Source organism: Pseudomonas fluorescens, from assembly GCF_000730425.1.
Classification (GTDB): domain Bacteria; phylum Pseudomonadota; class Gammaproteobacteria; order Pseudomonadales; family Pseudomonadaceae; genus Aquipseudomonas; species Aquipseudomonas fluorescens_X.
Genome location: NZ_CP008896.1, coordinates 2845051 through 2857926, shown reverse-complemented (window position 1 = coordinate 2857926; position 12876 = coordinate 2845051). Strand labels below are relative to the sequence as shown.

General features: G+C 59.5%; 14 protein-coding genes and 5 tRNA genes. 12 read left to right on the top strand and 7 right to left on the bottom strand.

The genetic code is table 11. From position 1 onward, the window contains the following. The first annotated feature begins 116 nt into the window (after positions 1-116). From clpB to HZ99_RS12565, 5 genes are all read left to right on the top strand, one after another. A complete protein-coding gene (clpB, locus tag HZ99_RS12585; protein WP_038443453.1) occupies positions 117-2681 on the top strand; it encodes an ATP-dependent chaperone ClpB in 2565 nt (854 codons plus the stop codon). A gap of 300 nt (positions 2682-2981) precedes the next feature. Continuing rightward, positions 2982-3057: transfer RNA gene (locus tag HZ99_RS12580), tRNA-Asn, on the top strand. 9 nt (positions 3058-3066) lie between these two features. Further along, positions 3067-3143 (top strand) — tRNA-Pro (locus tag HZ99_RS12575). Positions 3144-3148: 5 nt separating this feature from the next. Next, positions 3149-3224: transfer RNA gene (locus HZ99_RS12570), tRNA-Lys, on the top strand. A gap of 96 nt (positions 3225-3320) precedes the next feature. Further along, positions 3321-3397 (top strand) — tRNA-Pro (locus HZ99_RS12565). A 130-nt stretch (positions 3398-3527) separates the two neighbouring features. On the opposite strand, the gene HZ99_RS12560 is transcribed toward HZ99_RS12565, so the two are convergent. The 3 genes from HZ99_RS12560 to HZ99_RS12550 are packed head-to-tail and all read right to left on the bottom strand — an operon-like array spanning position 3528 to position 5729. After that, positions 3528-4826, bottom strand: a complete 1299-nt coding sequence (locus HZ99_RS12560) for an NAD(P)/FAD-dependent oxidoreductase (RefSeq protein ID WP_038443451.1) — start codon at positions 4824-4826, stop codon at positions 3528-3530. Positions 4827-4886: 60 nt separating this feature from the next. Further along, positions 4887-5060, bottom strand: a complete 174-nt coding sequence (locus HZ99_RS12555; protein WP_038443450.1) for a DUF3094 family protein — start codon at positions 5058-5060, stop codon at positions 4887-4889. Between the two features lie 39 nt (positions 5061-5099). Continuing rightward, positions 5100-5729 carry a DUF1780 domain-containing protein gene (locus HZ99_RS12550; protein ID WP_038443448.1) on the bottom strand — a complete coding sequence of 210 codons (630 nt, stop codon included), beginning with the start codon at positions 5727-5729 and terminating at the stop codon, positions 5100-5102. Positions 5730-5831: 102 nt separating this feature from the next. Between HZ99_RS12550 and HZ99_RS12545 the strand changes: the two genes are divergently transcribed. The 3 genes from HZ99_RS12545 to HZ99_RS12535 all read left to right on the top strand — a co-directional run bounded on the left by HZ99_RS12545 (position 5832) and on the right by HZ99_RS12535 (position 7264). Further along, on the top strand, positions 5832-6299 hold the full coding sequence (locus tag HZ99_RS12545; protein ID WP_038443446.1) for a hypothetical protein: 468 nt from the start codon (positions 5832-5834) through the stop codon (positions 6297-6299). Continuing rightward, on the top strand, positions 6296-6985 hold the full coding sequence (locus HZ99_RS12540; protein WP_038443445.1) for an energy-coupling factor ABC transporter permease: 690 nt from the start codon (positions 6296-6298) through the stop codon (positions 6983-6985). Before HZ99_RS12545 ends, HZ99_RS12540 begins: the two co-directional genes overlap by 4 nt. A gap of 63 nt (positions 6986-7048) precedes the next feature. After that, positions 7049-7264 carry a hypothetical protein gene (locus HZ99_RS12535; protein ID WP_038443443.1) on the top strand — a complete coding sequence of 72 codons (216 nt, stop codon included), beginning with the start codon at positions 7049-7051 and terminating at the stop codon, positions 7262-7264. On the opposite strand, the gene yacG is transcribed toward HZ99_RS12535, so the two are convergent. The 4 genes from yacG to HZ99_RS12515 are packed head-to-tail and all read right to left on the bottom strand — an operon-like array spanning position 7261 to position 10176. Beyond that, positions 7261-7464 carry a DNA gyrase inhibitor YacG gene (gene yacG, locus HZ99_RS12530; RefSeq protein ID WP_038443442.1) on the bottom strand — a complete coding sequence of 68 codons (204 nt, stop codon included), beginning with the start codon at positions 7462-7464 and terminating at the stop codon, positions 7261-7263. The two genes, HZ99_RS12535 and yacG, sit on opposite strands and share 4 nt — an antisense overlap. Next, complete coding sequence (coaE, locus tag HZ99_RS12525; RefSeq protein ID WP_038443440.1) at positions 7461-8084, bottom strand: dephospho-CoA kinase; 624 nt, start codon at positions 8082-8084, stop codon at positions 7461-7463. Before coaE ends, yacG begins: the two co-directional genes overlap by 4 nt. Further along, the gene (locus tag HZ99_RS12520; protein ID WP_038443439.1) at positions 8081-8953 is read right to left on the bottom strand and encodes a prepilin peptidase; all 873 of its coding nucleotides are present in this window, start codon (positions 8951-8953) and stop codon (positions 8081-8083) included. Before HZ99_RS12520 ends, coaE begins: the two co-directional genes overlap by 4 nt. Positions 8954-8955: 2 nt before the next feature. Beyond that, a complete protein-coding gene (locus HZ99_RS12515) occupies positions 8956-10176 on the bottom strand; it encodes a type II secretion system F family protein (RefSeq protein WP_038443437.1) in 1221 nt (406 codons plus the stop codon). Between the two features lie 203 nt (positions 10177-10379). Between HZ99_RS12515 and HZ99_RS12510 the strand changes: the two genes are divergently transcribed. The 4 genes from HZ99_RS12510 (at position 10380) to HZ99_RS12495 (ending at position 12828) form a co-directional block, all read left to right on the top strand. Beyond that, entirely contained in the window at positions 10380-10790 is a 411-nt protein-coding gene (locus tag HZ99_RS12510) for a pilin (RefSeq protein ID WP_038443435.1), read from the top strand. Positions 10791-10867: 77 nt separating this feature from the next. After that, positions 10868-12274, top strand: coding sequence for an O-antigen ligase family protein (locus HZ99_RS12505; RefSeq protein WP_038443434.1), 1407 nt, complete (start codon positions 10868-10870; stop codon positions 12272-12274). 39 nt (positions 12275-12313) lie between these two features. Then, positions 12314-12386, top strand: a tRNA-Thr gene (locus tag HZ99_RS12500). Positions 12387-12522: 136 nt separating this feature from the next. Continuing rightward, a complete protein-coding gene (locus HZ99_RS12495; RefSeq protein ID WP_038443433.1) occupies positions 12523-12828 on the top strand; it encodes a DUF6388 family protein in 306 nt (101 codons plus the stop codon). Positions 12829-12876: the final 48 nt, after the last annotated feature.

Below are 12876 nucleotides of genomic sequence, written 5' to 3'. Positions count from 1 at the left end.
TTCCAGAATCCCCCCCATCTATAAGGGCATCTGGCAGGTTTCTTCATTCAGGATGCGTTACTCGCGAGCAAGCTCGCTCGCACATAGCTCCGGCCTGCTCAAAAGGAAGGTGACTAATGCGTATTGATCGTTTAACCAGCAAATTACAATTGGCGTTATCGGATTCCCAATCTCTGGCAGTTGGCCTCGACCATTCGGCCATCGAGCCCGCGCACTTGATGCAGGCGCTCCTCGAACAACAGGGTGGTTCTATAAAACCCCTGTTGATGCAGGTGGGCTTCGACGTCAACAGCTTGCGCAAGGAGTTGAGCAAAGAGCTCGACCAACTGCCGAAAATCCAGAATCCGACGGGCGACGTAAATATGTCCCAGGATTTGGCACGCCTGCTCAACCAGGCAGATCGCCTAGCCCAGCAGAAGGGTGACCAGTTCATCTCCAGCGAACTGGTACTGCTCGCTGCCATGGATGACAACAGCAAGCTTGGCAAGTTGTTGCTGGGCCAGGGTGTGAGCAAAAAGGCCCTGGAAAATGCCATCAACAACCTGCGCGGCGGCGAGGCGGTGAATGACCCCAACCATGAGGAGTCGCGCCAGGCCCTGGACAAGTACACCGTCGATCTGACCAAGCGCGCCGAAGACGGCAAGTTGGATCCGGTAATCGGCCGTGATGACGAAATTCGTCGCACCATTCAGGTCTTGCAGCGTCGCACCAAGAATAACCCGGTGCTGATCGGTGAACCTGGTGTGGGTAAAACCGCCATCGCCGAAGGCCTGGCCCAGCGCATCATTAATGGTGAGGTGCCGGACGGCCTTAAGGGCAAGCGCTTGCTGTCCCTGGATATGGGGGCGTTGATCGCCGGTGCCAAGTTCCGTGGTGAGTTCGAAGAGCGCCTCAAATCCTTGCTTAACGAGTTGTCGAAGCAGGAAGGGCAGATCATTCTGTTTATCGACGAACTGCACACTATGGTCGGCGCCGGTAAGGGCGAAGGCTCGATGGACGCGGGCAATATGCTCAAGCCTGCATTGGCACGGGGTGAGTTGCACTGTGTGGGTGCTACCACGCTCAACGAGTACCGCCAGTACATTGAAAAAGACGCGGCCCTTGAGCGTCGTTTCCAGAAAGTCCTGGTGGAAGAGCCGAGCGAGGAAGACACCATCGCGATCCTGCGTGGCCTGAAAGAGCGGTATGAGGTCCACCACCGCGTGGCGATCACCGACGGCGCGATCATTGCGGCGGCCAAATTGAGCCATCGTTACATCACTGATCGTCAGTTGCCGGACAAGGCCATTGACCTGATCGACGAAGCGGCCAGCCGGATTCGCATGGAGATCGATTCCAAGCCTGAGGTGTTGGATCGCCTGGAGCGCCGTCTGATTCAACTGAAAGTCGAATCCCAGGCGCTGAAGAAAGAGGACGATGACGCGGCGAAGAAACGCCTGGAAAAACTCCAGGAAGAAATCGTGCGCCTGGAACGGGAGTATTCGGACCTGGAAGAAATCTGGACCTCGGAAAAAGCCGAAGTACAGGGTTCCGCACAGATCCAGCAAAAGATCGAACAGTCGCGCCAGGAACTGGAAGCTGCACGCCGTAAAGGCGACCTGAACCGCATGGCAGAGTTGCAGTACGGGGTGATCCCGGACCTGGAGCGCAGCCTGCAAATGGTCGACCAGCATGGCCATAGCGAGAATCAGTTGTTGCGCAGCAAGGTGACCGAGGAAGAAATTGCCGAGGTGGTCTCCAAATGGACCGGCATTCCAGTATCGAAGATGCTGGAAGGGGAGCGTGACAAACTGTTGCGCATGGAAAGCCTGTTGCACCAGCGCGTGATTGGCCAGGAAGAGGCCGTGGTGGCGGTGTCCAATGCGGTACGGCGTTCCCGGGCCGGTTTGTCCGACCCAAATCGCCCAAGTGGCTCGTTCATGTTCCTCGGCCCGACCGGTGTGGGTAAGACCGAGTTGTGCAAGGCCCTGGCCGAGTTCCTCTTTGATACAGAAGAGGCGATGGTGCGCATTGATATGTCCGAGTTCATGGAGAAACACTCCGTGGCTCGTTTGATCGGAGCGCCACCGGGCTATGTGGGCTATGAGGAAGGCGGCTACCTGACCGAGGCCGTACGGCGCAAGCCTTACTCGGTGATACTGCTGGATGAGGTCGAGAAGGCCCACCCGGATGTGTTCAACGTGTTGCTGCAAGTGTTGGAAGATGGCCGGCTGACGGACAGCCACGGGCGGACCGTAGACTTCCGTAATACGGTGATTGTGATGACCTCCAACCTGGGCTCGGTACAGATCCAGGAAATGGTCGGGGATCGTGAAGGCCAGCGTGCTGCGGTAATGGACGCACTGACCAGTCACTTCCGCCCGGAATTTATCAACCGGGTCGATGAAGTGGTGATCTTCGAGCCGCTGGCGCGGGATCAGATCGCCGGCATTACCGAGATCCAATTGGGTCGCCTGCGCAGTCGTCTGGCAGAGCGCGAGCTGGTGCTGGAACTGAGCAGCGAGGCCTTGGACAAGTTGATCGCCGTCGGCTACGACCCGGTGTATGGCGCACGGCCTTTGAAACGTGCGATCCAGCGCTGGATCGAGAACCCGCTGGCGCAATTGATCCTGTCGGGCAGCTTTATGCCGGGGACCCACGTCAAGGCTGCCGTGGAAAACGACGAAATCGTCTTCCACTAAGCCCGGGTTGGGTGGTTGTAAGCAGAGGCCCCGCATTGCGGGGCCTTTTTTTTCGATAGGGCGTTGAACTGTAAGGCAAAGGCTTGTAAAGTGCGCCCCGCAGCAACGTCAGCCCACGGGTTTCTTCTCCCCAAGGAGAAATCAGAAAGAAGCGCAAATCATTGTCTTAAAAGCAATTTAAAGGGTTGACAGGGGTTTTTAAGATTGTAGAATAGCGCGCCTCAGAGACACGAACGTAGCGATACGGACAGGTCGAAGAGAAGGTAGTCAGTAACATCGTAGTACTTTGAAATATGTAGTTCCGTGATAGCTCAGTCGGTAGAGCAAATGACTGTTAATCATTGGGTCCCAGGTTCGAGTCCTGGTCACGGAGCCAATTTCAAACCGGGGTATAGCGCAGTCCGGTAGCGCGCCTGCTTTGGGAGCAGGATGTCAGGAGTTCGAATCCCCTTACCCCGACCATTTTTGGGTCGTTAGCTCAGTTGGTAGAGCAGTTGGCTTTTAACCAATTGGTCGTAGGTTCGAATCCCACACGACCCACCATTTTTGAAACCAGTTAACGCTGGAATCGAATCTTAAGATCAGAGGCCAAAAGCCCTGATTGAAGAAGGCGACTTGAAAAGGTCGCCTTTTTTTTACCGGGGTATAGCGCAGTCCGGTAGCGCGCCTGCTTTGGGAGCAGGATGTCAGGAGTTCGAATCCCCTTACCCCGACCATATTAAAAGTCCTCGTATCGAACGATACGGGGATTTTTTTTGCCTGCGCAAACCTGAAGGTACCGCCGATCAAATGTGGGAGGGGCAAGCCATCTCCCACATTGATCCAGCCCCATTCGGGACCGTGTTGTTAGTGGAGCTTGAGGCGTGGCTCGGTGCCCCGCCCAATCTTGCTGCCCAGCATCAACATCATCGTGCGGAAGAACCCGTACAAAGCCATCTGGTGCATGCGGTACAGCGACACATAGAACATCCGCGCCAGCCAGCCTTCGAGCATCACGCTGCCGGTCAGGTTGCCCATCAAGTTACCCACGGCCGAAAAACGCGACAGCGAGATCAGTGAACCGTAGTCGGTGTACTTGTAGTTGGGCAGCGCCTTGCCTTCGATGCGCAGTTTCAGGGATTTGGCCAGTAGCGATGCCTGCTGATGCGCCGCTTGTGCCCGTGGTGGAACGTTGCGATCCGTGCCCGGCTGCGGGCAGGCTGCACAGTCGCCAAAGGAGAAGATATTCTCGTCACGGGTGGTCTGCAGCGTTGGCAGCACCTGCAGTTGGTTGATGCGGTTGGTCTCCAGGCCGTCGATGTCCTTGAGGAAACCTGGCGCGCGAATCCCGGCGGCCCACACCTTGAGGCTGGCGGGAATCACCTGGCCACTGCTGGTAATCAGGCTGTCGGCAGTGACTTCGCTCACGGCTGAGTTGGTCATGACCGTCACCCCTAGCTTTTCCAGGGTTTTATGCACAGGCCCGCTGATCCGCTCTGGCAGGGCAGGCAGTACCCGTGGCCCGGCTTCGATCAGGGTGATGTGCATGTTCTCCGGCTTGATCCGGTCCAGGCCATAGGCCGCCAGTTCGTGGGCCGCGTTGTGCAGCTCGGCGGCCAGTTCGACACCAGTAGCTCCAGCGCCAACGATTGCCACGCTGATCTGTTCCACCACATCGCTTTGCCCGGCATGGGCGCGCAGGTAGTGGTTGAGCAATTGCTGGTGGAAGCGCTCCGCCTGTTTGCGTGTGTCAAGAAACAGGCAGTGCTGCGCCGCGCCTTCGGTGCCGAAGTCATTGGTGGTGCTGCCGACGGCAATGACCAGAGTGTCATAGCTCAACACGCGCGCAGGCACCAGTTCCCGACCTTCCTCATCCAGGGTCGCGGCCAGCTGGATTTTCTTCTGTTCACGATCAAGCCCGCTCATGCGCCCCAGCTGGAACTCGAAGTGGTTCCATTTTGCCTGGGCAACATAGTTGAGTTCGTCGTCAGAAGAGTTCAGCGACCCGGCGGCCACCTCGTGCAGCAGGGGCTTCCAGATATGGGTCAGGTTGGCGTCGACCAGCGTGACGCTGGCGACACCGCGCTTGCCCAGGGTCTTACCCAGGCGGGTAGCCAACTCCAGGCCGCCGGCGCCGCCGCCGACGATAATAATACGATGGGTCATGGGGATATCTCGCAAGGCTAAAAGAAATCGGTGCAGTTACCCGAGCGAGCGCCAGGCAGCTCATAGCGTCAGATAACTCAAAAGGCGGCTCAGAAGGCCCAGGCCAATCACCACAACCAGCACCACTCCAAGGAGCAACCACGGCCGAAAAGGCTTGCGCTCAACCTGGTGTTGGGACAGTTGCAGGTACTCTTCGACATGTTGTTGGTCGTCTGGGTTCAGGCGGCTGGTCATAAAGGCCTCGTCAGGTAGACGTTGCAAAAGGGCATCACGTTACAGGCTGATACCCACGTCGAACACTATGCTGCGCCCCAGGTTGTTGCGCAAGAAATCCGGTGCGTCCGGATGGGCGAACAGCACACGGGCAAAGGTCGGACCGACCAATGACAGAGAGCGCCAACCTTGGCGCAGGTATTCGGTGGGCGGTGGGAAATGGCTGTTGAGGTCCAGCACTTCGCGTTTGAGGCTAGCGAAGGCGATGATATCCAGCTCCCCCAGGTCCATGCCGCGCTCTTTATAGTTGTGGGCTTTCTTGCGTAGGGTCGGAGCCAGGCGCAGCAGGAATTCTTGGGCGGGAATGCGCCTGGGTTTGGCTTCACGCCTTACCAGTTGGCTCAGGGAAAAAGCGCTGCGCCGGCGCAACAGTTCGTCGCGCCATTCGTCATTCAGGCGCCGGCCTTCGTCGAGGACAAAAAACACCTCGAAACTGGCATCGCGAAACAGCACATCCGGCGGTTCTTGACCGGCGGCATGAAACTCTTCGGCGCGGTAGGGCACATTCAGGCCTTGCAGCAGGCGCTGGCAGACCCAACGCTCACGCTCCCATTTGCGGGCATTGGACAGGAACGCATTGGCTTGTTCGGCCGCTATGGTGAGCAGGCGCAAATAATCTGAGTCATCCATAGTTCCAGCTTAGCGTTCAAATGATGACCGCAGGAAGTCCCGTGTGAAAAGGCTCGGTGTAGACTGGCGGTTCGGTTGACGGTTTTGCACAAGGAGTTTGCGGTGAGGCTTTTGCTTGCGGTGTTTCTGAGCTTTCTGCCCCTGTGGGCACAAGCGGTTGAACTGGGGGAGAGGCTGGCGCCCTGGACCCTGCTCGATCAATTCGACCAGGCCTATACCCTGGATAACCAGGCGCAGGTTCTACTGGTGGCACGCAGCATGGACGCGGCCAAGCGGGTAGATGCAGCATTGCAGGGCCAGCCCAAGGGGTATCTGGAGGCGCGCCACGTGGTGTTTGTCGCCGATATCCAGCGCATGCCGAGACTCATTGCCAAGCTCTTCGCGGTTCCGGCGATGCAGGCTTATAACTACCGGGTGATGCTCGACCGTGATGCGCGGATCGCTGTGCGTTATCCAGCGCCTGTGGATAAAGTGCTGTGGCTGCAACTGGAGGACGGCAAGCTGGTCGCGCGCCATGAATATGCGACTGCCGCCGAACTGCGCCAGGCCCTGGAGCAGGTACGGCCGTGATCAGTGCCACCGTGCTGGCGCCGCAAACCCTGTGGCTGGGCTGGCTGCTGTATGCGCCGGTGATTGTATGGGCGATCCTGCGCTCGTCCTGGGTCGAGCTGTTTGCCGATCGGCGGCGCCAGCACCTGTTGTTTGGTACGGTGTTCGCGCTGTTCATGCTGTGGCTGGTGCGTCGGGACTTCGATACCGGGGTGTCCTACCACTTTATCGGCATGACCGCGGTGACCCTGCTGCTCGACTGGCCCTTGGCAATTGTTGGCGGGCTGACGGCGCAACTGGGCCTGGTGCTGCTCGGTCGCCAGGACTTGGCGGCGGTTGGGGTCAACGGCGCGCTGCTGATCCTCCTGCCGGTACTGGTGACCGAGCTGTGTGCGTTGCTGGTGGAGCGGGCGCAGCCGCGTAACCCCTTCGTGTATATCTTCTGTTCCGGTTTTTTTGCCGCTGCGCTTTCGGCGCTGTTGTGCCTGTTGGGCGGCCTGGGCCTGCTATGGCTGGACGGTCGCTTCGCCATGCCCGAGTGGATCGAGGACTTTATCGGTTACCTGTGGCTGATCATCTTTCCCGAAGCCTTCATCAACGGGATGGTGATCAGTGCCCTGGTGGTGTTTTGCCCGGAGTGGCTTGAGACGTTCAACCGTACGCGTTACCTCTCGGCGCCCTGGAAAGACGACAATTCACGCCCTTGATCCAAATCAACGGCCGGACGCAAAAGTGGCCGCATGCTCTGCGAAACTTCCAGGAGCACGATTATGAGTGTTTACGAGTGGGCACGGCAGGAGTTGTGCAGAAGCCAGGAGGCGGCACAGGAAATCGGCTTTGACCCGGGCTTGAGCCTGCGTGCCTTGCTCAGTGCGGTGGTGCAGCAGAGCAAGGGCGTGCGCAGTACCGAAGACCTGGCCGACGAGTTGCAATTTCTCGCGGAAAACCTCGACGACCAGCAGGACTACGGCTTTATGCGACCTTAGTGGGCGCGTGGTGGCAGGGTTTCGGAGAACAGTTCGTCTTCGGCGTCCGGGCTCACCGGGATCTTGTGTTCTTCTGCGGCCCAGGCACCCAGGTCGATCAGTTTGCAGCGATCCGAGCAGAATGGCCGGTTGAGGTTGCTCGCTTTCCATTCCACGGGCGCGCCGCAGGTTGGGCATTCGACGGTCAAGGGTTGGCTCATGTTCGGCCTCCACGCAAAGTAAGGTAAAAGTGGTGCAGTCGCTCGACCTCGGCCTGTAGCCAGGCCAGGTCCTGGTCATTGACCAGTACATCGTCGGCATGGCGCAGGCGGTCTTCCCGGGAGGCCTGGGCCTTGAGAATCGCTTGCACCTGTTCTTCGCTGATGCCATCGCGCAGCAGGGTACGCTGAATCTGCGTTGATTGCGGCACATCGATCACCAGGATGCGCTGGGTCATGGTGTATTGGCCCGACTCGATCAACAACGGCGACACCAGGATCGCGTAGGGCGAGCGAGCGCGGGCCAGATGGTTGCGGATTTCGTCGGCAATCAGCGGGTGCAGCAGGGACTCCAGCCACAGGCGTTCTTGCGGTGCCTCGAAAATGCGCTTGCGCAAGGCGGCGCGATCCAACTGGCCATCGGGCAACAGGGTCGCACCGCCGAAGTGCTCGGCAATCTTTGCCAGCGCTGGGCGGCCGGGCTCTACCACCCAACGGGAGGCATGGTCGGCGTCGATCAGGTCCACACCAAGGTCAATAAAGTGCTGGGCCGCAGCGCTTTTGCCGCTGCCGATGCCGCCCGTCAGGCCAAGAATCCAGGGTGTTGCGACAGAAGTGGTCATTTGAAACCGACAGACTGCAAATAGAAGTCGGTTATTTGACCACCCCAGAGCAATGCAATCCAGCCGGCAATCGCCAGATAGGGGCCAAAAGGCAGGGGCACCGACGTTTGCGCGTTACGCATGCGCAACAGAATCACCCCTGCCACCGCACCCACCAGCGATGCCAGCAACAGTGTCAGCGGCAGGATCTGCCAGCCGCCCCAGGCGCCGAGCAGGGCCAGCAGCTTGAAGTCGCCATAGCCCATGCCGTCCTTGCCGGTGCACAGCTTGAACAGCCAAAACACCGACCACAGGCTCAGGTAGCCGGCAACTGCGCCCAACAGGGCATCGGGCAAGGCTACGTACAGCTCGAAGTAGTTGAGGATCAGCCCCAGCCACAACAGTGGCAGCACCAGCACATCCGGCAGCAGTTGGTGGTCGGCATCGATCAGGCTCATGGCCAGCAAGCCCCAGCTCAAGAACAGGACTCCAGCGGCCGGCCAACCAAAGCCGTAGTGCCAGGCAATAAATGCCGAGAGCAGCCCGCAGGCCAGTTCGGTTAGCGGGTAGCGCGGGCTGATGGAGCCGTGACAGCGCGCACAGCGCGCCCTGAGCAGCAGATAACTGAACACCGGGATGTTTTCCCACGGGCGAATCGGTTGGGAGCAGTGCGGGCAGCAGGAGTTGGGCTGCAACAGGTTATAGGCCGGGCCACAGGGTTCCGGGGGCAGGCCGAGTATTTCGTGGGCCTGGGCGCGCCAGTCCCGTTCGAGCATTTTTGGCAGGCGCCAGACGAGTACGTTGAGGAAGCTGCCAACGATCAGCCCCAGCAGCAGGGCGGTCCAGACAAACAGCCAGGGGTGTAGGGTCAGGAGTTGGTCCAGGGTCATGTTCAAAACGCCGTGCCGAGTTGGAAGATCGGCAGGTACATGGCAATTACCAGTGCCCCGACAATGCTGCCGAGTACGACCATGATCAGCGGCTCCATCAGGCTGGTCAGGTTATCGACCAGGTTGTCGACGTCTGTTTCATAATGATCGGCGACCTTCTCCAGCATGCTGTCCAGCGCGCCCGATTCTTCGCCTATGGCTGTCATCTGGATCGCCATGCCAGGGAACAGGCCGCTGGCGGTCATGGTTCGATTCAATTGCATTCCTATTGCCACGTCCTGGCGCATACGTGTGATCGCTCGTTTGAATCGCTCGTTGCCGGCGGCTCCGGCCACCGAATCCAACGCTTGTGTCAGCGGCACGCCGGCGGCAAAAGTGGTGGCGAGTGTGCGGGCGTAGCGGGCGACTGCGGTTTTTTTCAGCAGTGTGCCTGCCAGCGGCAGTTTCAACAAACCTGCGTCCAGCCAGAGGCGAAAACCGCTGTATCGGCGGTAGCTGCGGCGTACTCCCCAGGCAATTGCGGTCACGGCCAGCAACAGCATCCACCACGCGCCTTGCATGAATTCGGACAGCACGATCACCAGCAGGGTAAAGCGCGGCAGAGGTGTGTCGATACCGGCGAACAGGCTTTCGAACCGGGGCACGACATGGATCAGCAAAATGCTGCTGACTAGCGTAGCCACGAGCAGGACCACCAGCGGATAGGTCATGGCCTTCTTGATCCGGGCCTTGAGGCGTTGGCTCTTCTCCAGATGGGTGGCTACCCGTTCCAGCAGGGTTTCCAGGGTGCCGGCCTGTTCCCCTGCCGCGATCAGGCTGCAATATAGGGCATTAAAATACTGTGGTTGTTTCAGCAGCGCTCCGGTCAGGCTGTTGCCGCCGGCAATCTCCTGCTTCAATCCCTGGACCATCATGCGCATGGCCCGGCTGTCAAAGCCTTCGCCAATCATATCGAAGGCTTGCAGCAGGGGAATTCCCGCCTTCAGCAGAGTCGCCAGTTGGCGAGTGAACAGTGCAATATCGGCTGGGGTGATTGGGTTGCCCAGGCCAGAAAGGAGGCTGGAGCGTAGCTGTACCCGTACCGGGTTGATACCTTGCCGGCGCAACTGTGCCTTGATCACTGCGGGGCTATGGCCACGGGCTTCTCCGGATACATTACGGCCATTGGGTAACGTGCCTTCCCAGGCGTAGAGGGCGGTGGTGGGGACGGTGACATCGTTCATTGGCGGCTGCAGCCCATCGGCAGGTGACGATCTACAGCTTAGTCAGGCCTCTGTGTCCGTCAGGTTATTGGGCCGGTGAAAAATGTCAGATTGTGCGTCTTGTGAGGGCCGGGCCCGGCGCGGATGAGTACACTGGCGCGGTTGTCGAGGGCAGGGCGCAGGATGTGCCTTGCGATGGGGTTCTATTCTGGAGAGTGAGTGTGATGCGTCAGAACGGCTTTACTTTGATCGAGTTGTTGATCGTCGTGGCGATCATTGGCATCTTGGCCACCATTGGCTTGCCCATGTATACCAAGCACCAGGCCAAGGCTAAATTCACGGCGGGGTTGGCGGAAGTCTCGGCGTTGAAGGCCGGCTTCGAAGACACCTTCAACCAAGGCACCGCACCCACGCTGGCGCTGATCGGTGGCACCAGCCCGACCGCCAACTGCGTGATCACCGTTGCGGGTGATGTGGCTGCGGGGACTGGCTCGATTGCCTGCGAAATCCTCGATGCGCCTGCGCCGATCCAGGGCAAGTTCATTACCCTGGCGCGCACTGCCAGTGAGGGGTGGAAGTGCACCGCTACCGCTGACGAGCAGTATGTTGCAAAAGGTTGTGCGGCTGGCAATTGAGGCCGGCCACCTAAATCAGTGACGGGAGCCGGGCGTGACGGGCTTCCGGGCACTCCACAGGGAAGTAAAGGTTGCCCATGACGTTATCCGTGCAACAGCGAGGACGCGTGTTCCTGGTGCTGGCGCTGAGCCTTTTGCTGCTGGGCATCACCCTGTCCTTCAGTGGCCATGACTGGCAGCGTGTGATGCAGGTCGGTGTGGGTGGGTGTGCGTTGCTCTATGGCCTGGTGACTCCAGGTGGGCGGCTGGTCGACAAGCCCACCGCTATCGGCCTGGCGCTGGTTTTTGGTCTGGGCCTGATATCTTCGTTGAAGGCCCACCAGCCACTCTGGGCGATGACAGAGTGGGCATTGATGATCACCTGCGGGGCGATTGCCGCTGCTTTTGCCCGGCTGCGGCGCGATGGCGATCAAACGCTGGATCGGGCGCTGATCCTGTTTGTATTGCTGCTGTGCCTGATCAAGGCCCTGCAATATGGGTACGCTGGCGTGCTGGCGTTTACCAGCGGCGAACCGACCCTGGACACCGATCTGCTGCTTGGCGGGTTCTCCAACAAGCGCTTCTACGGCCAGTTCCAGACCTTTACCCTGCCTTTGCTGGCGTTGCCGCTGCTGCTCGCGAGTACCTCGCGGTGGGTGCGTGGGGGAGTGTTCGCCCTGTTGTGTGCCTGGTGGTTGATTGCAATCAGTGGCGGCACCCGTGGCACCTGGCTGGGCGTTGGCGTTGCCGCCATCGTCCTGGCTTTCCTGGGGGCTGGGGGGCGCCGCTGGTTGATCTGGCAGGTGGCTGCGCTGTGTGGCGGGCTGATTTTGTACGGATTGTTGTTCACGGTCCTGGCCCGCTACCTGGGGCTGGAAATTGCCAGTCTTTCCAATGAGCGGCTCACCACCAGCCTTTCGGGTCGTGAAGTGATCTGGTGGCAGGCCTGGGACATGATCCGCGAGCGGCCATGGCTGGGCTTCGGGCCGATGCACTTTGCCGATATCCCTAACCCGATTGCCGCCCACCCGCACCAGGCAATCCTGCAGTGGGCCAGTGAGTGGGGCGTGCCCTCGGCCGTGTGCGTGTCGCTGCTGGCACTGCGTGGCGGCTGGGCCACGTTGATGGTCATCCATCGGCAGGGGACGACAGGCGCACAGCAAGACCTGCTGCGCCTGTGCCTGTTCGCCGCGCTGATAGGTGCGACGGTGCAGGCCATGGTCGATGGGGTGATTGTGATGCCCTATTCACAACTCTGGTTGGCGCTGGTGGTGGGCTGGCTGATGGCATTGCATCCGTGGCGCACGCCGGTTGCCGAGCCGATGCCGCTATTGCGTCGGGCCTGGCAGGTGTCGACTGTGCTCGCCGTGGTATTGCTGGTATTTGTCGTGTACCGCGACCTGCCAGGCGCCACTGAGCGCAGCCAGCACTATATCGACGTTGCCAAAAGCCATCTGCAGCCACGTTTCTGGGTCCAGGGAGTCATTGCGCCGCACATCCGGTAAGTTGCCGGGCGCCCAATGCAGTGCTAGCTTTAGCCCACCGCCCGTGTAGCTCAGTTGGTAGAGCAGCGCACTCGTAACGCGAAGGTCGCAGGTTCGACTCCTGTCTCGGGCAAAAAGGCACCACAGTTTTCAGATGATCCCAGAATGGTTCTGAAGGCCAGACGAACCGGTATTCGTGCCCGTTCTTTTGTATCTGCGCAACCTTGATGACCCAGATGCATCCCCATTCCTCGATCTAAGAGAACGACATGACCACGACAGCAATGAGCCAGGAAGTGCGGCACGCAGAAGCCCTCAAGAAATACCTCGAGGAGTCGCCGCAGCTTAAGGAAGAGATCAAGGACCTGAGTGCTGATGACCAGCGTGACCAGATCCAGTGGGCATTCGAGGACGAAGCCGAAAGCCAGGGTTTCCAGCCTTGGGAGCTGACTCTCAAGTACACGTCCACGCCTGAGGAGTTCGAAGCGGCGCGCCTGGCGCTGCATAAAGAGGCGGCCGAAGTGTTGGGTGTCGAGTGGCAAGAGTACTGCGAGATGAACGATCTGGTGGTTTAAACGTTTCTCGGGCGTCATCGCCGCCAAGCCGGCTTCTGTAGGTGTCGA